This is a genomic window from Rhizobium binae, from assembly GCF_017357225.1.
Taxonomy (GTDB): domain Bacteria; phylum Pseudomonadota; class Alphaproteobacteria; order Rhizobiales; family Rhizobiaceae; genus Rhizobium; species Rhizobium binae.
This window is the reverse complement of record NZ_CP071607.1, coordinates 38262-63107: the sequence shown is the minus strand read 5'-3', so window position 1 is coordinate 63107 and position 24846 is coordinate 38262. Positions and strand designations below refer to the sequence as shown.

21 protein-coding genes and 2 pseudogenes are annotated in these 24846 nt (G+C 61.6%); 14 read left to right on the top strand and 9 right to left on the bottom strand.

The features are described 5' to 3' along the window. Nucleotides 1-75 precede the first annotated feature (75 nt). From J2J99_RS27170 to J2J99_RS27150, 5 genes are all read left to right on the top strand, one after another. Nucleotides 76-1284 carry a glycosyltransferase family protein gene (locus J2J99_RS27170; protein WP_168296439.1) on the top strand — a complete coding sequence of 403 codons (1209 nt, stop codon included), beginning with the start codon at nt 76-78 and terminating at the stop codon, nt 1282-1284. A 9-nt stretch (nt 1285-1293) separates the two neighbouring features. After that, nucleotides 1294-2541 carry a glycosyltransferase gene (locus J2J99_RS27165; RefSeq protein ID WP_168296438.1) on the top strand — a complete coding sequence of 416 codons (1248 nt, stop codon included), beginning with the start codon at nt 1294-1296 and terminating at the stop codon, nt 2539-2541. Further along, nucleotides 2538-3698: a glycosyltransferase family protein gene (locus tag J2J99_RS27160; RefSeq protein ID WP_168296437.1), complete on the top strand. Its 1161-nt coding sequence runs from the start codon at nt 2538-2540 to the stop codon at nt 3696-3698. Before J2J99_RS27165 ends, J2J99_RS27160 begins: the two co-directional genes overlap by 4 nt. A 165-nt stretch (nt 3699-3863) precedes the next feature. Then, the gene (locus tag J2J99_RS27155) at nt 3864-6578 is read left to right on the top strand and encodes an ABC transporter ATP-binding protein (RefSeq protein WP_168296436.1); all 2715 of its coding nucleotides are present in this window, start codon (nt 3864-3866) and stop codon (nt 6576-6578) included. A 98-nt stretch (nt 6579-6676) separates the two neighbouring features. Further along, nucleotides 6677-7144 carry a cyclic nucleotide-binding domain-containing protein gene (locus J2J99_RS27150; protein ID WP_168296435.1) on the top strand — a complete coding sequence of 156 codons (468 nt, stop codon included), beginning with the start codon at nt 6677-6679 and terminating at the stop codon, nt 7142-7144. 85 nt (nt 7145-7229) lie between these two features. Here J2J99_RS27150 and J2J99_RS27145 read toward each other — a convergent pair whose 3' ends face one another. From J2J99_RS27145 to J2J99_RS27135, 3 genes and pseudogenes are all read right to left on the bottom strand, one after another. After that, nucleotides 7230-7859, bottom strand: coding sequence for a metallophosphoesterase (locus J2J99_RS27145; RefSeq protein ID WP_246735351.1), 630 nt, complete (start codon nt 7857-7859; stop codon nt 7230-7232). A gap of 349 nt (nt 7860-8208) precedes the next feature. Continuing rightward, nucleotides 8209-8440, bottom strand: a pseudogene (locus tag J2J99_RS27140) (type II toxin-antitoxin system RelE/ParE family toxin). Nucleotides 8441-8495: 55 nt separating this feature from the next. After that, nucleotides 8496-9533, bottom strand: a complete 1038-nt coding sequence (locus J2J99_RS27135; RefSeq protein WP_168296433.1) for a saccharopine dehydrogenase NADP-binding domain-containing protein — start codon at nt 9531-9533, stop codon at nt 8496-8498. A 106-nt stretch (nt 9534-9639) separates the two neighbouring features. On the opposite strand from J2J99_RS27135, the gene J2J99_RS27130 reads away from it, so the two are divergent. After that, complete coding sequence (locus J2J99_RS27130) at nt 9640-10296, top strand: TetR/AcrR family transcriptional regulator (RefSeq protein WP_168296432.1); 657 nt, start codon at nt 9640-9642, stop codon at nt 10294-10296. A gap of 33 nt (nt 10297-10329) precedes the next feature. Here the strand turns inward: J2J99_RS27130 and J2J99_RS27125 are convergent. From J2J99_RS27125 to J2J99_RS27115, 3 genes and pseudogenes are all read right to left on the bottom strand, one after another. Next, nucleotides 10330-10455, bottom strand: a pseudogene (locus tag J2J99_RS27125) (IS30 family transposase); the annotation flags it as partial. Nucleotides 10456-10691: 236 nt separating this feature from the next. Next, nucleotides 10692-11225 (bottom strand): alpha/beta hydrolase family protein, encoded by a 534-nt coding sequence (locus J2J99_RS27120; RefSeq protein WP_168296431.1) that lies wholly within the window; start codon nt 11223-11225, stop codon nt 10692-10694. A 79-nt stretch (nt 11226-11304) separates the two neighbouring features. Further along, the gene (locus tag J2J99_RS27115) at nt 11305-12636 is read right to left on the bottom strand and encodes an MFS transporter (RefSeq protein ID WP_168296430.1); all 1332 of its coding nucleotides are present in this window, start codon (nt 12634-12636) and stop codon (nt 11305-11307) included. Nucleotides 12637-13013: 377 nt separating this feature from the next. Between J2J99_RS27115 and cyoA the strand changes: the two genes are divergently transcribed. From cyoA to J2J99_RS27090, 5 genes are read left to right on the top strand one after another with little or no spacing between them, the layout of a single operon-like run. Beyond that, nucleotides 13014-14180, top strand: a complete 1167-nt coding sequence (gene cyoA, locus J2J99_RS27110) for a ubiquinol oxidase subunit II (RefSeq protein ID WP_168296429.1) — start codon at nt 13014-13016, stop codon at nt 14178-14180. Nucleotides 14181-14222: 42 nt separating this feature from the next. Then, the gene (cyoB, locus tag J2J99_RS27105; RefSeq protein WP_168296428.1) at nt 14223-16223 is read left to right on the top strand and encodes a cytochrome o ubiquinol oxidase subunit I; all 2001 of its coding nucleotides are present in this window, start codon (nt 14223-14225) and stop codon (nt 16221-16223) included. Between the two features lie 5 nt (nt 16224-16228). Continuing rightward, nucleotides 16229-16849, top strand: a complete 621-nt coding sequence (gene cyoC, locus J2J99_RS27100; RefSeq protein WP_168296427.1) for a cytochrome o ubiquinol oxidase subunit III — start codon at nt 16229-16231, stop codon at nt 16847-16849. After that, nucleotides 16846-17247: a cytochrome o ubiquinol oxidase subunit IV gene (gene cyoD / locus J2J99_RS27095; protein WP_168296426.1), complete on the top strand. Its 402-nt coding sequence runs from the start codon at nt 16846-16848 to the stop codon at nt 17245-17247. Before cyoC ends, cyoD begins: the two co-directional genes overlap by 4 nt. Before the next feature lie 46 nt (nt 17248-17293). Continuing rightward, a complete protein-coding gene (locus tag J2J99_RS27090) occupies nt 17294-18052 on the top strand; it encodes an SURF1 family protein (protein WP_168296425.1) in 759 nt (252 codons plus the stop codon). A gap of 31 nt (nt 18053-18083) precedes the next feature. On the opposite strand, the gene J2J99_RS34220 is transcribed toward J2J99_RS27090, so the two are convergent. Continuing rightward, complete coding sequence (locus J2J99_RS34220; protein WP_246638791.1) at nt 18084-18332, bottom strand: hypothetical protein; 249 nt, start codon at nt 18330-18332, stop codon at nt 18084-18086. Here J2J99_RS34220 and J2J99_RS27085 point away from each other — a divergent pair. After that, nucleotides 18216-19334, top strand: a complete 1119-nt coding sequence (locus J2J99_RS27085; RefSeq protein WP_246638787.1) for an acyltransferase family protein — start codon at nt 18216-18218, stop codon at nt 19332-19334. The genes J2J99_RS34220 and J2J99_RS27085 overlap by 117 nt on opposite strands. A gap of 53 nt (nt 19335-19387) precedes the next feature. On the opposite strand, the gene J2J99_RS27080 is transcribed toward J2J99_RS27085, so the two are convergent. Together J2J99_RS27080 and J2J99_RS27075 are read right to left on the bottom strand one after the other, a co-directional pair. Further along, the gene (locus tag J2J99_RS27080) at nt 19388-21322 is read right to left on the bottom strand and encodes a hybrid sensor histidine kinase/response regulator (protein ID WP_168296423.1); all 1935 of its coding nucleotides are present in this window, start codon (nt 21320-21322) and stop codon (nt 19388-19390) included. 373 nt (nt 21323-21695) lie between these two features. Further along, a complete protein-coding gene (locus J2J99_RS27075; protein ID WP_168296422.1) occupies nt 21696-22592 on the bottom strand; it encodes a LysR family transcriptional regulator in 897 nt (298 codons plus the stop codon). Between the two features lie 113 nt (nt 22593-22705). Between J2J99_RS27075 and J2J99_RS27070 the strand changes: the two genes are divergently transcribed. Next, nucleotides 22706-23788: a 4-oxalomesaconate tautomerase gene (locus tag J2J99_RS27070; RefSeq protein ID WP_168296421.1), complete on the top strand. Its 1083-nt coding sequence runs from the start codon at nt 22706-22708 to the stop codon at nt 23786-23788. Between the two features lie 48 nt (nt 23789-23836). Beyond that, nucleotides 23837-24838, top strand: coding sequence for an ABC transporter substrate-binding protein (locus J2J99_RS27065; RefSeq protein ID WP_168296420.1), 1002 nt, complete (start codon nt 23837-23839; stop codon nt 24836-24838). Nucleotides 24839-24846 lie beyond the last annotated feature (8 nt).

Genomic DNA, 24846 nt, shown 5'->3' with positions numbered 1-24846 from the left:
AACGCGCCGCTCCCGCCTCATGGCCTCCGGACGGCGGGGGTGCTAAATATGTTCTTCACCCCGGAGGGAACCCCCATGGCCAGACGTCTCGAAGATGCACGCATCCTCATGTACAGCCACGACACCTTCGGCCTCGGCCACCTGCGCCGCTGTCGCGCCATCGCCCATGCGCTGGTCGAGGATTATCGCGGCCTCAACATCCTGATCATTTCCGGTGCGACGATCGCCGGCGCCTTCGACTACCGCGCCCGCGTCGACTTCGTGAAGATCCCGAGCGTCATCAAGCTCCGCAACGGCGAATATACGTCGCTCGCCAGCCACATCGACCTGCACGAGACGCTGAAGATGCGCGAATCGAGCATCCGCCACACGGCCGAGACCTTCCAGCCCGATATCTTCATCGTCGACAAGGAGCCGATGGGATTGAAGGGCGAGGTCGAAGATACGCTCGCCTATCTCAAGGCCCGCGGCACCGTGCTGGTGCTCGGCTTGCGCGAGATCATGGATGCGCCGCATCTGCTCGACGCCGAGTGGAAGAGGAACGGCATCATGCAGAAGATCGACCAATATTACGACAGCGTCTGGGTCTACGGCCCGCCCGATTTCTACGACCCGCTGATCGGTCTCGACGTGCCGGCCAGCCTGCGCCGGAAGATGGATTTCGTCGGCTTCCTGCAGCGCAGCGTCTCCAAGGGCAAGACCTCGATCAACGCCCGCAAGGACAATTACCTGCTGGTCACGACTGGCGGCGGCGGCGACGGCTCCGATCTCGTCCACGACGTGCTGAATGCCTATGAGGCCGATCCGACGCTGACGCAGAAGGCGCTCGTCGTGCTCGGACCCTATATGCCGGCGGCCGAGCGCACCAAGCTGGTGCAGAAGGGCGAAGCCATTCCCTATATCGAGGTAATCGAGTTCGACAATCACATGGAAGAGCTGATCGACGGCGCCACCGGCGTGGTCGCCATGGGCGGCTACAACACCTATTGCGAAATTCTCTCCTTCGACAAGCCGGCCCTCATCGTGCCGCGCGTCAAGCCGCGCGAGGAACAGCTGCTGCGCGCCAAGCGCGCCAGCGAACTCGGCCTCGTCGATATGCTGCTGCCGGAACAATCCGCCGATCCGACTGTGATGGCCGAGGCGTTGAAACGGCTGCCCTCCCGCCTGCCACCATCGAAGAGCGGCAGCAATATGCATCTCGAAGGGCTGGACCACATTTCGCAGACCGTCGGCCGATGGATCGACGGCCGCGCCAGCCACCTTTCCCTCGTCGGCGCAGAATAGGGCACAGCCTTGCCGCCACGCCGCAAGATCCTCGTCGTGCTGAAAGGCTATCCCCGCCTTTCGGAAACCTTCATCGCCCAGGAATTGCTCGGCCTCGAAAAGGCCGGTTTCGACCTGACGCTGATTTCGATGCGCCGGCCGACCGACAAGAAGCGCCATCCCGTGCATGACGAGATCAAGGCGCGCGTCGTCTACCTGCCGGAATATCTGCACGAGGAGCCGATCCGGGTCGTGAAGGGCCTCATCGCCGGCTTCTCCAGACCCGGTTTCAAGGCGCTGCTCAAACGCTTCCTCGCCGACCTCACGCGCGACCTCTCCCGCAACCGCTTTCGCCGTCTCGGCCAGGCGCTGGTACTGGGACGCGAATGGCCGGATCACGGCGAGTGGCTGCATGCCCATTTCATCCATACGCCGGCTTCGGTGACGGAATATGCGAGCATGCTGACGGGCATCCCCTGGAGTTGTTCGGCGCATGCCAAGGACATATGGACGTCGCCGGACTGGGAGCTCACCGAAAAACTGAAGAGCGCCCGCTGGACCGTCACCTGTACTCGGACGGGCTACGAGCACATGCGCACGCTGACATCGCGCAAGGATGCGGTGCATTTGAGTTACCACGGTCTCGATCTCGCCCGCTTCGGCCACTTTGCCGGCGAGCGTTCGCAGCGGACCGGCGATGACCCGGACGATCCAGCCCTCATCCTGAGCGTCGGCCGCGCCGTCGAGAAGAAGGGTTACGACGTGCTGCTGCGCGCACTCGCCCTGCTACCCGCCGACCTGCACTGGCGCATGGATCATGTCGGCGGCGGCGAGGCGCTGGCGAAGCTGAAGACGCTCGCCAGCGAGCTCGGCCTCTCCGGCCGCATCGCCTGGAAGGGCGCGATGGCGCAGGAAGATGTGCTCGATCATTACCGCCGCGCCGACCTCTTTGCGCTGGCCTGCCGGATCGCCGCCAACGGCGACCGCGACGGCCTGCCGAACGTGCTTGTCGAAGCCTCGAGCCAGCGGCTCGTCTGCGTTTCGACCGACGTGTCAGGCGTGCCGGAACTGTTGAGGGACGGCGAAAACGGCCTCGTCGTGCCGCCGGAAGATCCGGCGCTGCTGGCGAAGGCGCTGACGGCGGCGATCCGCGACCCGGCGCTGCGCAAGCGTCTCGGCGATGCCGCCGAAAGGCGGGTGCGCGAAGAATTCGACCATCATTCTAGCATCCGACAGCTCAGCGGTCTGTTCGAGGCCGAATGGCAGAAGGCGTCATGACGGCACCGCGCATCTTCTTCTACGTCCAGCACCTGCTCGGCATCGGCCACATCGCCCGCGCCAGCCGCATCGCCAATGCCCTCGTCAAGGACGGTTTCGACGTCACCGTGGTGACTGGCGGCCTGCCGGTGCCTGGCTTTCCCGGCGAGGGCGTCAAGACCGTGGCGCTGCCGGCGGTCGTCGCCAGCAATGCCGGCTTTTCCGGCCTCGCCGATGCCGAAGGCCGCCCCGCCGGCGAGGATTTCCTCCATGCCCGCCGCGAGCTGCTGCTCGAAGCCTTTCATGCCGCAAGGCCCGATGTCGTCATCATCGAAGCCTTCCCCTTCGGCCGCCGGCAGATGCGCTTCGAACTGCTGCCGTTGCTCGCGGCGATCGAAAGGGCCGAGCCGCGGCCGAAACTCCTGAGCTCGGTCCGCGACATCCTGCAGGAAAACCGCAAGCCCGGCCGCGACGCTGAAACCGCAGCCCTGGTCAGGGATCATTTCGACGCCGTGCTCGTCCACGGCGATCCCGCCTTCGTCAAGCTCGAGGATACCTTCCCGCTGACGGCAGAGATTGCCGACAGGGTGCGTTATACCGGCCTCGTCACTCTGCCGCCGGCACCCGAACCGGCCGAAACATTCGATATCATCGCCTCGGCGGGCGGCGGCGCCGTCGGCGCCGAACTGATCGGCGCGGCGAAAGAGGCGGCGGCGCTCATGCCCACCAAGCTTCGCTGGCTGCTGATCGCCGGGCCAAACCTGCCGGAGGCCGATTTCACCGCGCTGTCGCAGGACGCCGCCGCAAACGTGACGCTGGTGCGCTTCCGCAAGGATTTTCCCTCGCTGCTGCGCGGTGCCAAAGTCTCGATCTCGCAGGCCGGCTACAACACGGTCGGCGACCTCATGCGCAGTCAATGCCGAGCGATTCTCATCCCCTTCGTCGCCGGCGGCGAGACAGAGCAGACGGTGCGCGCCGAACGGCTGCAGGCGCTTGATCTTGCCGACATTCTGCCGGAACAGGGGCTGACGCCGGCGCATGTGAAAGAGGCGGTCGAAAAGGCACTCGCAGCTTCCCGGCGCGGGCCGGTCTCGCTCGATCTCGAGGGGGCGGTGAAAACCGCCGGCATCATTCGCTCGATGATTGCGAATCGCTCGCCTAATTCAAAAATCCTGTGATATAAGCAAAGTTCCGGCGAGAATCGGCCTGTCTACAGCCCGTCGCTCCGCCTTGTTTTCATTGCGATATCGGCGGTCCGGCTGCATGGTTCGTTCTCAAGGATTTCTCCCGTTCCGACGCCCGGATCGCGCCTCCGGAATTTCCCAGCAAGCTGACGGTTAGCCATGGAAAAAAGCCTCGCCCGCTACATCTGGAAGAACACGCGGCTGCAGCAGCTGTGGATCCTGGCTGTCGTCGCCGCCTCGATGGTGCCCTACTTCCTGTCCTTCGACCTGCCGAAGCAGATCGTCAACGGACCGATCCAGGGCGACGGCTTCGAAGGTCCCGGCGCAACCCAGACTTTCATGCACGTCGCCTACAATATTCCGCTGATCGGCCATGTCGAATTCTTCCAGGGCGTGCAGCTCAACCGCTTCCAGATGCTGATGGCGCTCAGCCTGGTGTTCCTGGCGCTGGTGGTGCTGAACGGCCTCTTTAAATTCTACATCAACACCTATAAGGGCCGGCTCGGCGAACGCATGCTGCGGCGCATCCGCTTCGAGCTCATCGACCGGGTGCTGCGGTTTCCGCCTGCGCATTTCAAGCGGGTGAAATCGGCCGAGATCGCCACCATGATCAAGGACGAGGTGGAGCCGATGGGCGGCTTCACCGGCGATGCCTTCGTCTCGCCCGCCCTGCTCGGCGGTCAGGCGATCACCGCGCTCGCCTTCATCATCGTGCAGAATTTCTGGCTCGGCATGATCGCCGCCGGCATCGTCGGCGTCCAGGCGGTGGTCATTCCCCGCATGAGGAAACGCCTCCTGGACCTCGGCCGCCAGCGGCAGCTGACGGCGCGCGAGCTGTCCGGCCGCGTCGGCGAAATCGTCGACGGCATCGGCACGATCCACGGCAACGACACCTCCAACCTCGAACGCGCCGACATCGCCTCGAGGCTCGGCCGCATCTTCTCGATCCGCTACGACCTTTACCAGTGGAAATTCCTGGTGAAGTTCATCAACAACTTCCTCGCCCAGGTCACGCCTTTCCTGTTCTACGCGATCGGCGGCTATCTGGCGCTGCAGGGCCGGCTCGACATCGGCCAGCTCGTCGCCGTCATCTCGGCCTACAAGGACCTGCCCGGGCCGCTGAAGGAACTGATCGACTGGGACCAGATGCGCCAGGATGTGCAGGTGAAGTACCAGCAGGTCTACGAACAGTTCAACGTCGAGCCGCTGATCGACAGCCGCATTCAGGAACTGGCCACCGCTCCCGTCGGCGCGTTGACGAGCGCGCTCGTCGTCACCAATCTGACGCTTTCCGACGACAGCGGCGCCCGCCTCGTCGACCACGTCTCGGTTGAAATCAAGCCGAACGAGACGGTGGCGATCGTCGGCCCGAACGGCAGCGGTGCGGAAGCCTTCGCCGAAGCGCTCGGCCGGATGATCTGGCCGGATTCCGGCCGCATTACCATCGACGGGCGCGACCTGCTGGACCTGCCGGAATCGATCACCGGCCGGCGCATCTCCTATGCCTCGGCCGACACCTTCTTCTTCCATGGCACACTCGCCAGCAATCTGCTCTACGGCCTCAAGCATGCGCCGATGACCGATGCCGTCTACAACGAAAAGGAAGCGCTCGAATATAAATGGCATTCGGCCGAGGCGGTGAAGGCCGGCAACCCGACCCTCGACCTCAACAGCGACTGGGTGGATTACCAGGCGGCCGGCGCCAGTGGGCCGGAAGACCTTCTGAAAGCGATCCGGCCGGTGCTCGACGCCGTGCTGATCTCGCAGGATATTCTCGATCTGGCGCTGCGCTCGACCGTCAACACCGACGTGCATGTGGCGGTCAGCAACCATGTCGTGGCCTTGCGCGCCTCGCTCAGGGATCGGCTGCGCGAAGAGGGGCTCGACGGGATCGTCGTCCCTTTCGATTTCGACGCCTACAACGCCCAGGCGACGGTCGGCGAAAACCTGCTCTTCGGCACGATGAAGCGGCCGCTGATGACCAACCGCAGGCTGGCCGCGCATCCTTATTTCCAGCAGCTCTTCCGTGAGACGGGCCTCAGCACCGATCTCTACGCCATGGGCCTCGAGATCGCCGAGAACGCCGTCGAACTCTTCCACGACCTGCCGCCGGACCATCCATTCTTCCAGCAGCTGACCTTCATGACGGCGGACGACATTCCGACCTATCAGGCGCTGCTGCAAAAGCTGCAAAGCCGGCGCTTCGAGGACGCCACGCCAGAGGAACGCTCCGCCATCATCCGGCTGAGTTTCGCCTATATCGAACCACGCCACCGCTTCGGCCTGTTGACCAACGAACTGATGGACAAGATCGTCGGCGCCCGCAAGCAGTTCCACGCACATATTCCGGATGATCTCGCCGAGCTGATCGAGCGTTACGACGCCGAGCGTTTTACGCCGTCAGCAAGCCTGATGGACAATGTTCTGTTCGGCCGCATCGCCTATCAGCAGGCCGATGCCTCCGACCGCATCCGCTCCGTCATGGGCGAGCTCTTCGACTCGCTCGACCTATATGACGACGTGCTGTCGATCGGCCTCGAATTCGACGTCGGCTCGGGCGGCAAGCGGCTGACCATGGTGCAGCGGCAGAAGCTGAGCCTTGCCCGCGCACTCCTGAAGCGTTCGGACTATTTCATCTTTAATCGGCCGCTGTCGGCGCTCGATCAGCGCGTCCAGGACCAGATCACCCGCAACATCATCGAAGACCTGCATAAGGAAGGCAAACGGCCGGCGATCATCTGGGTGCTTTCCAATGCGCGGCTCGCCGAGATGTTCGACCGGATCCTGCTCTTCGACCGCGGCGGCCTGGCCGAGGCCGGGAACTATCCGGAACTTTCCGAGAAAAACGGTATGTTCAAGGAACTGTTATCGTAATATTCTATGGGAGCGGCGATGGAGGCGTTCCCGGCGGAACGCCCGGGAATTTAAGGCGTCCGGTTCGAAGAACCCTGCGCCAGGGGATTGAAACGCTCATGCTGTTGAGAGACGAAGTCGAAATGCTGCGACGGGTGCCGATCTTTTCGAGGATTGCGCCGGCAAAACTCAAGCTTTTGGCCTTCACCTCCGACCGCATGACCTACAAGGCCGGACAAGATCTCTTCCATCAGGGCGATGTCGGCGACGCCGCCTATGTCATTCTCTCCGGCACCGCCGATATCGTCGTCTCTTCGCCGGCCGGCGAGATCAAGGTCGCCGACGTCGAGCTCAATTCCATCGTCGGCGAAATCGCCATCCTCTGCGACGTCTCGCGCACGGCAACGGTGCGCGCCACCTCGCCTCTCGAAGTGCTGCGCATCAGCAAGGAACACTTCCTGAAGCTGCTCAGCGACTTCCCCGAAATGGCCGTCGAAATCATGCGCGTGCTCGCCGACCGCCTGAACCACACCACCGCGGAACTGACTGCGGCGCGGGCGGCGAAGCAGCCGCAGATGGTGCAGTAAAGTCGCCGAACCACAATCGCTCCACAGAACACACGAACACCGAACGGGGTAAACATCATGCAGTCCGGAGGATTTTGCGGGCGTTTCAACCGGTCTGAAAAAGCTTCATCCGACGACCATGGATCAGAAGCGCGCTCAAAACACCTGTTTCGCAAGCTCCGGTATCCAGGTTGATCCTGTGCTGGTTGCTGAGAACGACATCGGCGATGGGTGTGTGACCATGGATGACGGCCAGCCCATTTTCATAAGGCCCCGCCGAAGACAGCCACGGCTCGCGAATCCACGCAAGGGTTTCCGCCGTCTGGCGATCGATCGGAACCTCGACGTCTATGCCCGCATGGACGAAGAGCAGGTTTCCGAGCTGCAGCTTGAAAGGCAGCGAATGCAGCCATTCAATTGTATGGCGTCCTAGAAGCTCGGACACCCGGTCTTCCCATCCGTCGCGGGGGTCAACGCCGAGTTCCTCGAAGAATTCGGTACCGCCGTGCGTCAGCCATCGCTCCATCATCTTGACGTCAGGCGCGCGAAGCAACTGAAGCAATCGATGCTCATGATTTCCGATCAGAGTGCAGTTGGTCGCGCCGGAAATGCCCTGCATCGCCAAGGTCAGCGCCCGCACGCTTTCCGGGCCACGGTCGATCAGATCGCCAAGATGGATGCAATAAGCAGCGCCCGGAGAGATGAGGTCAAATTCCCGCGCAATAGCGGCATGCATCTCTTTCAGCAGATCGGCGCATCCATGAACGTCACCTATCGCGCAAATAGCGGTCGTTTCATCGATTTCGCGGATGGCGGGCATCCATTCTGAACGGGTTATGAGCATTCGACCTTCCCAGGATTGGATATCGTCAAGGAGGGATAAGAGTCCGGCCTGAGGGCCAAGGTGGCCAAGCTATGTTAAGAGACGGAAAACCGCGCGCAATCCCTAAATCCACTGCGCCACGGGAGTTGGTCATGTGGTTTGTTTCGCTCCTTGCAGCAAACGGCCTGGCATCATGGTTCAAGCTCGTTCGATCTCAGCGTACGGTCTGGAGTGGTTCTTGTTCCGCCTCTAAGGATTAAAACTAAGATCTCGGCGGCCATTGCTTGGCCATGAAGAAGGCGCAGTATTTCCAACCTCTGCGCCTTTGTGTCGACGCGATAGATCAGCAGAAATGCGGTGCGCGGAATGACCAATTCGCGTGTTCCCTCGAGACGACCGCTGCGTCCTGTCTCGGGGTGATCGGCGAGCATTTTGGGCTGATGCCGGATAACATCGTCCAATGCGATCGCAGCCTGCGGATTGATGTGCCGAATCTGACCCTCCCGATCGAGAAGAGCTCATTTCACTTCTCTTTGTTGCAAGGCATGGTCACCTCGCGGCAATTTCGAACGCCAAGTGATCGGGCTGGAGCGCGATTAGTACCTCCTCGGCGTTGAGGATTTCGCTCGGCGCGTGTGCTCCTGCATGGCTGAACTGCCGGCCGAGAAGACGCTCGATGACCTCGCACACGAGCGGTGCGGTGAAGGCGTAAATGTCCTGTCCTCGGGCAACAGTCCGTCGGCTGGCTCCTTCGCGCCTCGCGACGACTTCGACGACGAACTGTTGCGCTGAGCGCCCGGTCGGGTCCGCCGCCTTCGGAGCGGGCGTCGCCTCGTCGCGAATGTCGCTTAGAGCGACCGCGCTCAAATAGGTGTGGAGCTCTGTTGTCTTGACGTGCCGAGAGATCAGAACGATCTCCGAGAATGGCATTTCGCTGACGATCTGGCTGCCCAGCTCGTACCCAAATTCCCAATGCTTCTGCGCGGGCGGAAGCCCTAAGGGACTGAGGCGGCCCTCGGAGACAACCATGCGTGTTGCCTTGTTCCGTTCACCGGTAACGCGGGTGCCGCGCGTCGGGTGCCAGCTGTCGAGGCCGATCAAGATGTCAATCGCGTCCGCAGAGGCCCAATCTCCCAACGTGGCGGTGACCAGCAGATCGGCGAACCCGCCGTAGAATCCCATACCGGGGATGATGGCAACGCCGGCCTCGCGCGCAGGCTCATTGAACTTCTCTAGGGTCGATCTCACACTCGGTTGCTCGGCGCTGACATCGACATAGTGGATCCCAGACTTCACAGCTGCGGCGGCGAGCGCGTCGGCGGTATCGAGGAATGGCCCTGCGCAATTGATCAAGGCGTCTGCGCCGGCCAATGCCCGCATGAGCGATCCCTCATCGTCGACGGTCGCAAGGCGGCAGAGCACCTCCGGCTCGTGAAAGTTTGCCGCTGCGAGCGCCTCGGCACTGCGGGCGATTGCGATCGGCCGAAGCCCACGGCGCAACAATTCTGCGACCACGAAGCGGCCGGTATGCCCTGTTGCTCCCAATACCGCCACCGTCCCAGCGGCTACCATCACATTCTCTGTCATTACGTCCTCCGTGCTACAGACCTGTCTGTTTCCGACAGAAACATACAGGTCTGTAGCGCGTCAAGGCCTTCCGTGCTATATTTGTTGGAGAAAGTGGAGGCTAAGCATGTCAAGAACCGCATCGGTCACTGTCGGCCAGGGCGCCGACGTCCGCAACAGGATCCTGGAAACCGCGTCAGCGCTCTTCTACAAGCAGGGCGTTCGGGCGGTCGGTGTCGACTTGGTGGTCGAGAAAGCCGGCGTCGCGAAGACGAGCCTCTATCGTCATTTCGGCACGAAGGACGATCTTGTCGCCGCATTCCTGGAGCGCGAAGATCAGGACTTCTGGGGCCACTGGGACAGCGTGACAGCACAACATCAAGACAATGCCAGGGCGGAGTTAGATGCCCATCTGGGTTGGATTGGCGAACGTGTCGGACGGCCGCACTACCGGGGCTGCCCGCAGATCAACGTTGCCGCCGAGTTTCCTGAAGCTGACCATCCCGCGCGCAAGATCGCCGAGGCTCATAAGCGCGAGATGCGGCGGCGGCTGAAAGTGATCGCGGAGCATCTCGACGTGGCTGCCCCCGATGAACTTGCGGGTCAGCTCGCGGTTCTCATAAATGGCGCCTTCGTCAGCTCACAAATTTTCGAACCGGGCGAGGCCACGCCGTTGCTTCGCCGCACGGCCGAAGCGCTGATATCCACTGGCGAAGCATCCAGGTCACGGCCCGGCCGACGGCAGCAAGGACTCGATTCCGGTACGGGGCGAAATGACATGTGAGTTCATGCCGAACTGCGACCTGCGCCTGTGACGCTAGCCGACGCGTCGCATTTGCGCGAGTAGTTTCTTGCGAAAGAATTTCGCGGGTGTTCGATAGCCTAAGCACTTCCGCGGCGTCGAGTTCAGCCGGTCACAGATGTCGTTCAGCTCGCCGTCGGTAGCATTTTTTGACGATATCCGCCGTAGGGATCGGTAGCGGTCGTATGTCCGGCCTTTGTGTGCGGCGCAGGACCGCTGGCCCCGATGAAGTCCGCATGTTCGCGATCTGATCTCCTTTCGCGTTGTTTAGATGGGAACCCAGCGCTACGCCCTCAATTAGAGCTGCAGCCGAAAATGAAAGCCTGCATGTTCGCAAAACCACGGCGACCCGCCCGCGCTGGCCGAAGCGCCATGCGCTATGCAACGAGGAAACGGCCTTCGATGAACGCGGCAATATCGGCCCGCAACGGCGATTCGGTTGCAAGCACTTCGATGCGGTAAAAGTCGTGCTGCTTGCCCGAGTATGTTTTCCAACGTTGAGGGACAGCGTGGTTCCAGCTTTCAGATGGCCGATATGGATCGAGTTCTCCCCAGACGACCATTGCAGGGATATTCAGTGGAGCCGTTTCGAAGCGCAATCTGGTTGATGACACGCAGATCAGCGCCTGAAGCTCCAGCCCTTCCTTGACGGCATTCCACAAGACGGTTTCACCGGCGCTGAAACCGATCGCCGAGCACCCGCGTCCGTCAACCTCGCGAAGTGCCCGAATCGCATGCCGCATGCCGTCATCGTTGAAAAGATGGTGATGCAGGTCGTCTCCGCGCAGATCGGGTCGGCCACTCAGGTCGGCCAGTTGCAATACGCGGTGCTGAGAAAACCCAACATCCGATAGGTCGGTAAAGGTTTCGGGAAAGCCGTGGATATCGCTGACGACCAACAAATGTTGCATCAATTCGGCGGTGCCGCTCTTCGAGACGATAGAGGATGAGCAGCACGCCGGGCTTGACGGCGTGCTGCTGCGGTTCGACCTATTCGCGCTGTTCCAGCGCCTTGCTGAAGGCGAGTGCGGCCAGCGTGCAGATGGCGCCGGAGAGCAGGTAATAGCCGACGAAGGTCAGGCCGAAGCGGCTGGAGAGGCTGAGCGCCACCAGCGGCGCGAAGCCGGCGCCGATCAGCCAGGCGAGGTCCGACGTGAAGGCGGCGCCGGTATAACGATAGCCGCGGCCGAAACGCGACGAGATCGAGCCGGTTGCCTGGCCGAAGGATAGGCCGAGCACGCCGAAGCCGATGATGACGAAAGCGTCGTGGCCACTATTGCCGGATGCGATCAGGATCGGCCCGACAAAGCTGAAGATGGCGATGATGACGGCGCAGATGGCAAGCTGGGCGCGCCGTCCGATGCGGTCGGCGATCAGCCCCGAGGCGATGATCGCGACGACACCGACCATGGCGCCGACCACCTGCACCACCATGAAGGCGCCGATCGGCTGGTCACCGTAAAGGCTCATCCAGCCGAGCGGGAAGATGGTGACGAGGTGGAACATGGCGAAGCTCGCGAGCGGCACGAAGGCGCCGATCAGAATGTCGCGGCCATGAACGCGCAGCACGTCGAGGATCGGCGCTGCCTCCAGCTCGTGCTGTTCGAGCAGCGTACCGAATTCCTTGGTCATGACCAGGCGCAGACGCGCGAACAGCGCCACGACATTGATCGCGAAGGCGACGAAGAAGGGATAACGCCAGCCCCAGGAGAGGAAATCCTCGCTGGAAAGATTGGCGACGAAATAACCGAAGAGCGTGCTTGCCAGGGCAAAACCGATCGGCGCGCCGAGCTGCGGGATCATCGCATACCAGCCGCGGTGATTGGCCGGCGCGTTGAGCGCCAGCAGCGAGGCAAGCCCGTCCCAGGCCCCGCCGAGCGCAAAACCCTGGCCGAGACGGAAGAGCGCCAGGAGCGCGATCGACCAGACGCCGATCTCCTCGTAACCCGGCAGGAAGGCGATCGAGGCGGTTGAGCCCCCGAGCAGGAAGAGCGCGATTGTCAGCTTGGTGCCGCGTCCATACATCCGGTCGATGGTCATGAAGACAACGGAGCCGACGGGCCGGGCGAGGAAGGCAAGCGAGAAGATGGCGAAGGAATAGAGCGTGCCGGTCAGCCTGTCGGGCGCGAAGGGAAAGACAAGCTGGGGAAAGACCAGGACCGAGGCGAGGCCGTAGACGAAGAAATCGAAAAATTCCGACATGCGGCCGATCACCACGCCGATGGCGATGCTGCCCGGTGACACCGGCTTGTCGTCGTGAATACGCCGCGCGTCGCGTTCCAGCGACGACGACGACGGTCCGTAATGCGATGTTGTTGCCATAAACGCCTCCTCGTTAAGGCGCTTCCGGCAAGACGCCCCAAGCGTGATCTTGATCAAACCGGCAGGCTTATCAAGTCCGTGAGACTGAAATAGTTCATCATCACGGCCCAAATGAAGCGGAGACCCAAAAAATTGCCTGATCCCGACGGCGATTTCCCCTGCAAAAGCTGGCCTGACCGGCTGTTGCGGATATATTGGAGTCAAACATGCGCAGGTCGTAAAATCCTTCCATATGTCATCAGGATTTCAAAGCACTAGCGCCCGATGATTTTTGCCGCAGTGCGGCATGATTGCTGCACTGCGACCTTCCGCCTCATGTCGCTATCCGGTTCAGTGCTTTAGTCGCGGACATAACGAAACAACAAGAGCTTAGAGACGTGCCAAAACTCATGAAGTTTTCCCGCCTTCTATCCGTCTTGCCGCTGCTTTTCCTGGCAGGATGCAACATGGTGGTCATGGCGCCCTCCGGCGACATCGCCGCGCAACAGCGCGATCTGATCGTCATCTCGACGGTGCTGATGCTTCTGATCATCGTTCCGGTGATCTTCCTGACGCTGCTCTTCGCCTGGCGCTACCGCCGCTCCAACGCGGCCGCGACCTACGCGCCGGAATGGCATCATTCGACCCGCCTCGAAATCGTCATCTGGGCAGCGCCGCTGGCGATCATCATCGCGCTCGGCGCCGTCACCTGGATTTCCACGCACAAGCTCGATCCCTACCGCCCGCTCGACCGCCTCGATGCGGAGCGCGCCATTCCGGCCGATACCAAGCCGCTGACCGTCGAGGTCGTGGCGCTCGACTGGAAATGGCTGTTCTTCTATCCCGATCTGGGCATCGCCACCGTCAACGAGCTCGCCGCTCCGGTGGACCAGCCGATCAACTTCAAGATCACTGCCTCCTCCGTGATGAATTCCTTCTACATCCCCGCCCTTGCAGGCCAGATCTACGCCATGCCGGGCATGGAGACGAAGCTGCACGCCGTCATCAACCGGGAGGGCGAGTATGAGGGCTTCTCCGCCAATTACAGCGGCGCCGGCTTCTCGCACATGCGCTTCAAGTTCCATGGCCTTAGCCGCGAAGGCTTCGACAGCTGGGTGGCCAAGATCAAGCAGCAGGGCACGATGCTCAATCGCGACGCCTATCTGAAGCTCGAGAAGCCGAGCGAGAAGGAGCCGGTGCGCTATTATGCCGGCGCCGACGCCGACCTCTACAACGCCATCCTCAACATGTGCGCCACACCAGGCAAGATGTGCATGAACGAAATGATGCACATCGACATGATGGGCGGCGGCGGCAAGGAAAGCGCCGAAAACCGTGAAAAGCTGCAATATGACAACCGCCATGCCGGCGAAGGCGTCGTCCAGCCGGGCGCAACCGTGCCGGCGACGGGTGCTCCGGCGCGCAGCGAACCGGACAGAAACACCGACGGCAACAGCATGCAGCACGACATGCCCGGCATGGACATGCAGCATGACGGCCATTCCATGCCCGGCATGAGCAACGGTGCCGATCCGGCGCCGGCGCAGCTCAACAACAATAATTAACCTGGCGCTTTGCGTCGCAAGACATAATGAACGGGTTGTTCCATGTTTTCCAATCCTGACCTCCTGAAGTTCATCTTCGGCCGGTTGACCCTCGACGCCATCCCCTATCACGAGCCGATCCTGGTGGTGACCTTCATCGGCGTCGTCATCGGCGGCCTCGCCGTGCTCGGCGCTATCACCTATTTCAAGTTCTGGGGTCCGCTCTGGCACGACTGGATCTGCAGCGTCGATCACAAGAAGATCGGCATCATGTATGTGATCCTGGCGGTCATCATGCTGCTGCGCGGCTTCTCCGACGCCATCCTGATGCGCGTCCAGCAGGCAATCGCGTTCGGGTCGGAAGGCTACCTGCCGCCACACCATTATGACCAGATCTTCACCGCCCACGGCGTCATCATGATCTTCTTCGTGGCGATGCCCTTCGTCACCGGCCTGATGAACTTCGTGGTGCCGCTGCAGATCGGCGCTCGCGACGTCTCCTTCCCCTTCCTCAACAACTTCTCCTTCTGGATGACCACTGCCGGCGCGATCATCATCATGCTGTCGCTGTTCATCGGCGAATTCGCCCAGACCGGCTGGCTCGCCTATCCGCCGCTATCGGGCGCCGCCTATAGTCCTGGTGTCGGCGTCGATTATTATATCTGGGGCCTGCAGGTGGCCGGTGTCGGCACGACGCTGTCCGGCATCAACCTGATCGCCACCATCGTCAAGATGCGCGCGCCCGGCATGACCTTCATGAAGATGCCGGTCTTCACCTGGACGGCCCTCTGCACCAACGTGCTGATCGTCGCCTCCTTCCCGATCCTGACGGCAACGCTGGCGCTGCTGTCGCTCGACCGCTATGCCGGGACGAACTTCTTCACCAACGACCTCGGCGGCAATCCGATGATGTACATCAACCTCATCTGGATCTGGGGTCATCCTGAGGTCTACATCCTGGTGCTGCCGGCCTTCGGCATCTTCTCGGAAGTCGTCGCCACATTCTCGGGAAAACGCCTCTTCGGCTACGCCTCGATGGTCTACGCCACCTGCGTGATCATGATCCTGTCCTACATCGTCTGGCTGCACCACTTCTTCACGATGGGCTCGGGTGCTTCCGTCAATTCCTTCTTCGGCATCACCACGATGATCATCTCGATCCCGACGGGAGCGAAGATCTTCAACTGGCTCTTCACCATGTATCGCGGCCGCATCCGCTACGAGGTGCCGATGCTGTGGACGGTCGGCTTCATGGTGACCTTCGTCATCGGCGGCATGACCGGCGTCATGCTCGCCGTGCCCCCGGCCGACTTTGTGCTGCACAATTCGCTGTTCCTCATCGCCCACTTCCACAATGTCATCATCGGCGGCGTGCTCTTCGGCATGTTCGCCGGCGTGAACTACTGGTTCCCGAAGGCCTTCGGCTTCAAGCTTGATCCCTTCTGGGGCAAGCTGAGCTTCTGGTTCTGGCAGATCGGCTTCTGGTTCGCCTTCATGCCGCTCTATGTGCTCGGCCTGATGGGCGTCACCCGGCGCATGAGCCAATTCGAGGACCCGTCGCTGCAGATCTGGTTCATCATCGCCGCCTTCGGCGTCGGCCTGATCGCGCTCGGCATCGCCGCCTTCCTGATCCAGATCGTCGTCAGCTTCATCAAGCGCGAGGAACTGCGTGACGACAGCGGCGATCCCTGGGACGCCCGGACGCTTGAATGGTCGACCGCCTCGCCGCCGCCGGACTACAACTTCGCCTTCACCCCTGTCGTCCACGACCATGACAGCTGGTACGACATGAAGCGGCGCGGCTACGAGCGGCCGCTCGGCGGCTTCAAGCCGATCCACATGCCGAAGAATACCGGCACCGGCGCGATCCTGTCGGCGATCAGCGTCGCACTCGCCTTCGGTCTGATCTGGTACATGTGGTGGCTGGTCGTCGTCTCCTTCGCCGCCCTGATCGTCGTGGCGATCGGCCATACGTTCAACTACAAACGCGACTTCTACATCGCCGCCGAAGAAGTCACCGAAACGGAAGGCAAGCGCACCACGCTGCTTGCCGAGCAGGTGTAATGACCATGAGCGATCACACTGTCGACACGGCCGAAAAGCCTGAATTCTACCTGACGGAAGATCATCATCCGGAGAACAGCACCAATCTCGGTTTCTGGCTCTACCTGATGAGCGACTGCCTGATCTTCGCGGTGCTGTTTGCGACTCACGGCGTGCTCGGCCGCAACTATGCCGCCGGGGCGTCGCCGGCCGATCTCTTCGATCTGCCGATCGTCGCCCTCAACACCTCGATGCTGCTCCTCTCCTCGATCACCTATGGCTTCGCCATGCTGCAGATGGAGCGGAATGCCAAGGCGGAAACGCTGTTCTGGCTCGCCGTCACCGGCCTGTTCGGCGCCGCCTTCATCGGGCTCGAACTCTACGAATTCATCCACCTGATCCATGAAGGCGCCGGGCCGACGCGCAGCGCATTCCTCTCCTCCTTCTTCACGCTGGTCGGCACGCACGGTCTGCACGTCACCTTCGGCATCATCTGGCTGATCACGCTGATGGTCCAGGTGTCGTTGCACGGCTTGATCGAGGCCAATCGCCGCCGGCTGATGTGCCTGTCGATGTTCTGGCACTTCCTCGACGTCGTCTGGATCGGCGTCTTTTCCTTCGTCTATCTGCTCGGAGTTGTCGGATGAGTTCGCAAGCACCCGCCCATGAGGATGCCCACGAGGCCCATCACGGCCACAGCCACGGCCATCAGGCCGGCCACGGCACCTTCCGCAGCTATATGACGGGCTTCGCGCTCTCCGTCATCCTGACCGCCATTCCCTTCTGGCTGGTCATGTCAGGCGTCTTCGAAAGCCCGGCGGTGACGGCCGTGCTGGTGATGGCCATCGGGGCGATCCAGATTGTCGTCCATATGGTCTTCTTCCTGCACATGAACCCCCGCAGCGAGGGCGGCTGGACGATGATGGCGCTGATCTTCACCATCATCATCGTCGCCATCGCGCTCTCCGGCTCCCTCTGGGTCATGCATCATCTCAACACCAACATGATGCCGATGAGCCCCGAGATGATGAAGAACATGCCGTGATGGCATCGGAAGGGCGGCGGCACCGCCGCCCGAAGCGGTTTCTGCCATGAGCGAAGCTCCTCCCGGAAAGGCGGAAGAACGGCATTCGCCGGTAAAGCGCGCCGCCTTTGCCGTCTGCCTCGCACTTCTTGCGGTAACGCACGCGGCCCTCGGCACTTGGCAGGTGCAGCGGCTCGCCTGGAAGCGCGATCTCATCGCCCGTGTCGACGAGCGCGTGCATGCCGCGGCCGTTCCGGCCCCGGCGCGGGCCGATTGGGACAAGGTCAATGCCGGCGATGACGAGTATCGCCGGGTGAACGTGGCCGGGAGGCTGGCCAACGACAAGGAGACGCTGGTCTATGCCTCGACGGCGCTCGGCCCGGGTTATTGGGTGATGACGCCGCTGATGCTTGCCGACGGGACTGCCATCCTCATCAACCGCGGCTTCGTGCCGACCGACAGGCGCGACCCGGCGACGCGCCGCCAAGGTCAGGTGCAGGGACCGGTCGAAATCACCGGGCTGATGCGGATGACCGAGCCGAAGGGATCGCTGCTGCAATCCAACGATGTCGGCACCGACCGCTGGTATTCGCGCGATGTCGCGGCGATCGCGCAAAAGCGCGGTGTAGCTGCGGTCGCGCCCTATTACATCGACGCCGATGCGACCGCCAATCCGGGCGGTCTGCCCGTCGGCGGACTGACGATCATCCATTTCCCCAACCACCATCTCGTCTACGCGATCACCTGGTACGGGCTGGCGGCGATGGCGCTGGCACTGCTGGTGTTCATTCTTCGCGGCGAGATCGGAAGAGATCGCCACGGATAATACGATTCCCGCAAGCAGTTGCGCCGTGGCTTCAGCGCAGCGGATTAATATCTTGTAAAGTCATGTCGGCTACTGCTTGCCTGACCAAAATAGCTAAAAGCTGCAGATGAGCCGGCCGGATTACATCCCCAGTCTCGATGGCCTGCGCGGCATTGCCGCGCTTCTGGTCGTTCAAGCGCACATCGGCCTGATCTTTCCAGGTACCGCCCAGCATCTGATGACGATGGGCAGCGAAGCCGTCGGCCTGTTCTTCGCCCTCAGCGGCTTTCTGATGGCCCATCTCTACGGTTCACGGCCGGTGACCAGGGAAAACATCCTGGATTTCCTGGTGAGCCGCTTTGCCCGCATTTATCCGGTCTATCTGGTTGCCGTCCTGCTCGTGGCGATGCTGTCCGGCATGCCAAGTCTGAACTTCGTTCAGCCGATCGTCGGCGGCACGGATTTTGTGCGCCATATCTTTCTTCTCGGCTCGAGCGGCGTTTTCTGGTCAATTCCACCCGAAATTCAGTTCTATCTGCTCTTCCCGCTTCTGTGGCTTTGCCTGGCCCGCCCGCAACGCCACAGCGGCATGATCGCCGGCTTCGCAATTGTCGTCGTCGTCGATGGCCTGCTCGAATTGCCGGGGCCCGGAATCTTGCTCCTGTCCAAGCTGCCCTACTTTCTTTTCGGCGCGCTTGCCGGTGCAATGCATTCTCATTGGGAAAGATGGACGCCATCCGCCCTCACCGGAATTGTCACGCTGTTCCTCTTGGCGGTGTTCTTCGCTTATCGGCATGTCCTGCCGAATTTCTCGCCTGAATTTTGGAGCCTGCAAAGCGCCGCCGCCGCAGCCGTCATCGTAGCCCTCGTCGCGCGACAGCCGCCCATCGCAGGCCGTGTGCTGGCCGCTGCGCCGCTCAGGTTTCTCGGGACGATCAGCTTCTCGCTCTATCTTTTCCACGTCCCCATCATGTTCCTTGTCCACCGGACATTTGAAACTGTGCTGCCTGAACCGGCGCTGATTGCGGCAGCGCTTTTCGTTGCGGTCGGCGGAGCATGGTTCCTGCATGAAACGATAGAAGTCCCGAGCCGGCGGCAGCTCGTCAGCTTGTGGCAGCAACATCGGTGGCGCTTGGACTCGCGCCAAGCCCCGGCTGGGGAGATCGAACGGGCGATCCTTGATCTGCAAGAGACCGAAAGGCGTCTTCTCGGCGGCACAGCTACGGCCACGACCGGTGACCTTCGGGAAGGAGCAGACAGCGCGGTCATCCAGGATAGTGGCGACGAGAAGCTCCGTGCATAGCGCGGACATTCGGAACGTGCCGAAGTAACGCACGTCAGAATCCTGCCCGCCCGTCACGCGCCTTGAGAAGCGACCCGGCTGATCGCATCGGCGAGCTGCGCCTGCGAGAAGGGTTTGCCGAGGCGGGGCAAATTGGCGCCTGCCCCATCGGGCAGATCGGCATAGCCGGTAGCGAGAATGATCGGCATCTTGGGCCATTCGCTGCGGATCGCCTCGGCGAGCTGCGCACCGGTCATGCGCGGCATGGCGTGATCGCAGATCACGAGATCGACCGGCTCCTTGCGCAGGATGTCGAGCGCCTCGGGACCGGCCATCGCCTCGAAAACCGTGTGGCCGAGGTCCTCAAGCATCAGCGTCGTGTTCATCAGAACCAGACCGTCGTCGTCGACGGCGACGATCCGCAGCCGGCGCTGTGCATCGTCATCCCGTTGCGGCGGCTCGGCCACTACCTCCGTTCCCTGTTCGACTGCTACGACCGGGAACCATAGTTCCGCCGTCGTCCCTTGGCCCGGGCTGCTCTTCAGCGTCAGCCGGCCGCCGGACTGGGTGGCAAGACCCTGCACCATGGAAAGGCCGAGACCGGTGCCCTTGCCGACGCCCTTGGTGGTGAAGAATGGCGTGACCGCCTGCTCCAGCGTCTTCGCATCCATGCCCTCGCCTTCATCGATCACCGCGATTCTGACATAGCGGCCGGCTGACAGCGGCCCGTTGCCGGCGGCGATCGATTCTTCGGACGCGCGCAGCGTGATGCGGCCACCGGCCGGCATGGCGTCACGGGCGTTGACGACGAGGTTGAGGATCGCCATCTCCAGCTGATTGGGGTCGGTAAGGATGGTCGGAAGCCGGACGGGATAGTAGGTCTCAATCGTGGTAAGGGGGCCGAGCGAACGGCTCAGAATATCCATCATGCCGCGCACCAGGCCGGAAACGTCGATCGGCTCGATGTGGAGTTCCTGCCGGCGGGAAAAGGCCAGCATGCGCTGGGTCAGGGCAGCACCGCGCTGTGCGCCCTGCATGGCATTGTCGACCAGCGACGTCAGCGAGCGATCCTGCGGCATGCGCTTCTTCAGGATCTCCAGGCTGCCGAGCACGGCCATAAGCAGATTGTTGAAATCATGGGCCATACCGCCGGTCAGCTGACCGATCGCCTCCATCTTCTGCGATTGGAAAAGTTCTTCGCGCGCCTGCTCCAGCGCCCGCTGCGTCTCCATCTTCTCGGTGATATCGCGGGTGATCTTCGCAAAACCGAGCACCTCGCCGTCATCGCCCCGGATGACGTCGACGACAACGCTGGCCCAGAAGCGGGTGCCGTCCTTGCGCACACGCCAGCCTTCCCGCTCGAACCGGCCTTCGGCGCGGGCGACTCGGAGCGCGGCTTCCGGCAGGCCGGCGGCGCGGTCCTCGGGCGTATAGAAGGTCGAGAAATGTCGGCCGATGATCTCGTCCGGCCGATAGCCCTTGATCCGCTCGGCGCCGAAATTCCAGCTGCTGACATTGCCTTCGGGGTCGAGCATGTAGATCGCATAGTCCGAGACCCCCTGGACAAGCCGGCGGAACTGTTCCTCGCTCTGACGGATCGCGGTTTGGGCCGCCTTGCGCTCCGTCAGATCGCGGGTGATCTTGGCAAAGCCGATGAGCTCGCCGGAAGGGTGGCGGATCGGATCGATGACGACGTGGGCCCAGAAGCGGCTGCCGTCCTTGCGCTGACGCCAGCCCTCCCCCTCGTACCGTCCCCGCTCGATCGCCATGGCAAGCGCGCGCTCGGGAATTCCGGCCGCACGATCCTCTTCGACATAGAAACGGGAAAAATGCTCGCCGAGGATCTCCGAAGGCTTGTAGCCTTTGAAGCGCTGGGCACCGGTATTCCAGCTGGTGACGATGCCTTCGGGGCTCAGCATGTAGATAGCGTAGTCGGTGATGGCATCGACCAGAAGACGAAAGCGCCCCTCCTCGTTAAGAGACGTATCATGTCGATCCAGCACTTCCATCTGCCCCTCTTGGTCACCAGCGCTGTTAACGCGGCGACGCGCAGATGGTTCCCAAAAGATCACACTTTTTCAGGCGGCCTTGGCCTGAAGGTAGAACCGCTCGCCATCCGTTCTGCAGCCGCATGGGCCTGCGAGACGATCTCGGCACGACATCGATATCGGGCAGGCTGCTCTTTTCCGCAAGAGTCAGTGGGGCGGCGGAGATATCGGCTGACCAGCGCATTGCGCTCGTCGGCCGCGGCGCCCGCATGATGACGGCCATCGCGATGATCAAGACGGTGCGCGCCCTTCCATCTGCGCTTCCTCCTGGCGCATCTTCAGCGTGATCAAAGTCTAATCGCGTTGCTCGAACGGTCATCGCGGAGCCTTTCAATCATCCTCCCCATACACCTATCAGCATCTCGAGAAACCGCTCTGCCGCCGGCGACAAGGTTCCACCGCGACGCCGAACCACACCGATTGTTCGGGATATGTCGGGATTGCGGATGGGACGGGTGATCAGGAATGGATGGTCTTCCCTGGGGGTGGCCATTCGTGGCAGCACCGAAATCCCAAGGCCCGCTTCCACCAACCCCAGCGAGGTAGACAGATGGGTTACCTCGTAGAACCAGCGGAGCTTGATGTTCGATTTTGCCAGCGCCGCGTCGAGCAGCGTCCGGTTGCCGCTCGACCGATGAACCGTAATCAAGTGATAGGGCTCCAGCTCCGCCCACTCGACCCATTGTTTTCCTGCAAGAGGATGATCCTTTCGCGCGGCAAGCACGAATGGATCCTCCGCAAGCCGCTCGAAGGTGAGGTCGGGGTCGGAGGTGCCCATGATGTTTATGCCGAACTCCACCTCGCCGCTTGCCACGGCTCGAAGGCCGTCCGTGGCAGGTAGATCGAGGATACGAAAGCGGATGTTTGGATATTCGTCATTGAACTGCCGGATGACCGTCGGCAGGAAGTAGAATGCTGCGGTTGGAAGACAGGCAATCGTCACCAATCCGCCTCGCTTGGCGCCAACGTCGCGGACAGCAAAGAGAGAGCCGTCGAACTCCTCCAGCATGCGTCGGACGAGCGGCACGAGTTCTGTGCCGAGAGCCGTTGCGGACACATGCCTGGTCGTCCGCTCCAAGAGCGGCGCCCCGATGACCAGCTCCAGTTTTTGAATACGGCGGCTCAACGCGGGCTGTGACATATGCAGGGCATCGGCCGCGCGATTGAAGCTCTCCAACTCTACGACGCTCAGAAAGGCTCGCAGGTCAAGGATTTCGCAATTAATGCTCATTTCGCATCAATCCTCCGATTCTTAGCATTTTACAAATAAACATCTCTTCCGATAATTGGATCAACAACGCTGATTGATGCGGCGATGACATAATTCTGCTGGAAGCACAAGTGATGAACGACCTGATGCCTATACCTTGCGTTCTGATGAGAGGCGGCACCTCGAAAGGACCGTTCTTCCTGGCACGGGATCTTCCCGCGGCGGCTGATCAGCGTGACAAGATCCTGCTGTCCATCATGGGCTCGGGGCATCCCTTGCAGATTGACGGAATCGGCGGCGGCAATCCGGTTACGAGCAAGGTGGCCATCATCGGACCTGCCAGCGTTCCTGGCGCGGACGTCGATTATCTCTTCGCCCAGGTGCGGGTCGACCAGCAAATTGTCGACACCTCCCCGAATTGCGGGAACATGCTTGCCGCAGTCGGGCCGTACGCCATCGAAGCTGGGCTTGTCCCGGTTGGTGGAGAAGCGACGCTCGTCCGGATTCATAACGTCAACACCGGCAAGCTGATCGAGGCCGAAGTTCCTACTCCGGGCGGCAGCGTCTCCTACCTCGGTGACGCTGCAATTGACGGCGTGCCCGGCCGCGCTGCGCCGATCGCACTGACTTTCCTGGACGCAGCCGGGGCTCGCACCGGACAACTCTTTCCCACGGGCAAACCCATCGACTTAATCGATGGCGTAGCTGTCACCTGCATCGACTGCGCCATGCCGATGATCTTGATCGAGGCCGCGTCGATCGGCGCAACCGGCTTCGAGCCAGCGGCTGAACTCAATGCTGATCGGAACCTGTTGGAACGGCTGGAGAAGTTGCGCATTGAAGCCGGCGAACGGATGGGCCTTGGAGACGTGCGCAATCAGGTAACGCCGAAGCCAGTCCTGCTGTCGAGACCAAAGGCAGGAGGCGACGTCAACGTGCGGTATTTCATGCCGCACCAATGTCATCCGTCTCTCGCAACCACGGGCGCTGTCGGAATCGCCACAGCCTGTATCACCGAGGATACGGTCGCTTCACGCATGATCGGCAGAAGGGCCCCTCCGGTGGTTCTTTCCATCGAGCACCCGAGCGGTCAGCTGGACGTTAAACTTTATCAACGCGACGGCAAGGTCGTCGCCGGAATCCTTCGCACCGCCCGCCGGCTGTTCGAAGGACATGTGTTAGCAAAACCTGTCACGCAACGGGGTTGCGCGGCATAATAACCGTGGCCTCCGGGAGGGCGCCATCAACAGGAGGAGAATATCATCATGCGCAAGCTCATGCTCGCCCTCGCGGCAACCGTCGCGCTTGCTGGCTCTGCACTCGCAGACCCAGTCCGCATCAGCGTCGGCTCTTACAACCTCAACAATCTTCCTTTTCCGGTTGCACAAGGTCTTGGCCTTTATGAGAAGGAAGGCTTGGAAGTGACCGTCGAAAACTTCGCATCGGGCGGCTCGAAAACCCTTCAGGCGCTGGTTGCTGGCTCGACGGACATCGCCGTCGGCTTCTACGATCATACGATCCAGATGCAGTCGCAGAAAAAGGCCGTCGTGGCGTTCGTGCAGCTTGCCCGCAATTCCGGGCTCGTAATGGCTGGCGGCAAGGACAGCAAATTCGATCCGGCAAAGCCGGAAACAATCAAAGGTGCAAAAATCGGGATCACCTCGCCGGGTTCGTCTTCCGATTTCTTTGTCCGCTATTACTTGCAGCGCAACGGATTGTCCGCAGACGACATCTCGCTGATCGGCGTTGGTTCCGGGTCCGCCGCCGTCGCCGCGCTCGAACAGCAGAAAGTCGATCTGCTCGTCAACTATGATCCGGCTGCGACCTTCATTGAAGCCAAGGGCGTCGGCAAGATCCTGATCGACGGGCGCAGCGATGACGGTGCCAGAGCGATCTATGGCGGGATTTATCCAACTTCCGTCCTCTATGCCACACAGAGTTACATCGAGGAAAATCCCGAGACGGTCCAGAAGGTCACGAACGCCACGGTCAAAGCGCTCGAATGGATGAATAGCCATTCCGCGGAAGAGATCGTGGAGAAGCTCCCGAAGGAGTTCATTTCCGGCGATCGCGACACCTACGTCAAGGCGGTCGAGAACGCGAAGGCGATCTTCTCGAAAGACGGACGCATCAACGAGGAAGACATCAAAATTCCACTCGCTGTGCTGAAGAGCTTCAACGAAAAAGTCGCCGCGGCGGAAATCGACCTTGCGAAAACCTACACGAACGAGTTCGTCGGCAAGGTCCCGAACGTCGCCGCCAACTGACAGGAGGA

Coding starts and splice junctions, on each gene's coding strand:
- J2J99_RS27090 (WP_168296425.1), top strand. CDS start 17,294: ATGAGCGAAGCTCCTCCCGGAAAGGCGGAAGAACGGCATTCGCCGGTA.
- J2J99_RS27130 (WP_168296432.1), top strand. CDS start 9,640: ATGTCAAGAACCGCATCGGTCACTGTCGGCCAGGGCGCCGACGTCCGC.
- J2J99_RS27080 (WP_168296423.1), bottom strand. CDS start 21,322: ATGGAAGTGCTGGATCGACATGATACGTCTCTTAACGAGGAGGGGCGC.
- J2J99_RS27065 (WP_168296420.1), top strand. CDS start 23,837: ATGCGCAAGCTCATGCTCGCCCTCGCGGCAACCGTCGCGCTTGCTGGC.
- J2J99_RS27115 (WP_168296430.1), bottom strand. CDS start 12,636: ATGGCAACAACATCGCATTACGGACCGTCGTCGTCGTCGCTGGAACGC.
- cyoB (WP_168296428.1), top strand. CDS start 14,223: ATGTTTTCCAATCCTGACCTCCTGAAGTTCATCTTCGGCCGGTTGACC.
- J2J99_RS27135 (WP_168296433.1), bottom strand. CDS start 9,533: ATGACAGAGAATGTGATGGTAGCCGCTGGGACGGTGGCGGTATTGGGA.
- J2J99_RS34220 (WP_246638791.1), bottom strand. CDS start 18,332: ATGGGCCATCAGAAAGCCGCTGAGGGCGAAGAACAGGCCGACGGCTTC.
- J2J99_RS27155 (WP_168296436.1), top strand. CDS start 3,864: ATGGAAAAAAGCCTCGCCCGCTACATCTGGAAGAACACGCGGCTGCAG.
- J2J99_RS27145 (WP_246735351.1), bottom strand. CDS start 7,859: ATGCATGCCGCTATTGCGCGGGAATTTGACCTCATCTCTCCGGGCGCT.
- J2J99_RS27150 (WP_168296435.1), top strand. CDS start 6,677: ATGCTGTTGAGAGACGAAGTCGAAATGCTGCGACGGGTGCCGATCTTT.
- J2J99_RS27075 (WP_168296422.1), bottom strand. CDS start 22,592: ATGAGCATTAATTGCGAAATCCTTGACCTGCGAGCCTTTCTGAGCGTC.
- J2J99_RS27070 (WP_168296421.1), top strand. CDS start 22,706: ATGAACGACCTGATGCCTATACCTTGCGTTCTGATGAGAGGCGGCACC.
- J2J99_RS27120 (WP_168296431.1), bottom strand. CDS start 11,225: ATGCAACATTTGTTGGTCGTCAGCGATATCCACGGCTTTCCCGAAACC.
- J2J99_RS27170 (WP_168296439.1), top strand. CDS start 76: ATGGCCAGACGTCTCGAAGATGCACGCATCCTCATGTACAGCCACGAC.
- cyoC (WP_168296427.1), top strand. CDS start 16,229: ATGAGCGATCACACTGTCGACACGGCCGAAAAGCCTGAATTCTACCTG.
- J2J99_RS27160 (WP_168296437.1), top strand. CDS start 2,538: ATGACGGCACCGCGCATCTTCTTCTACGTCCAGCACCTGCTCGGCATC.
- cyoD (WP_168296426.1), top strand. CDS start 16,846: ATGAGTTCGCAAGCACCCGCCCATGAGGATGCCCACGAGGCCCATCAC.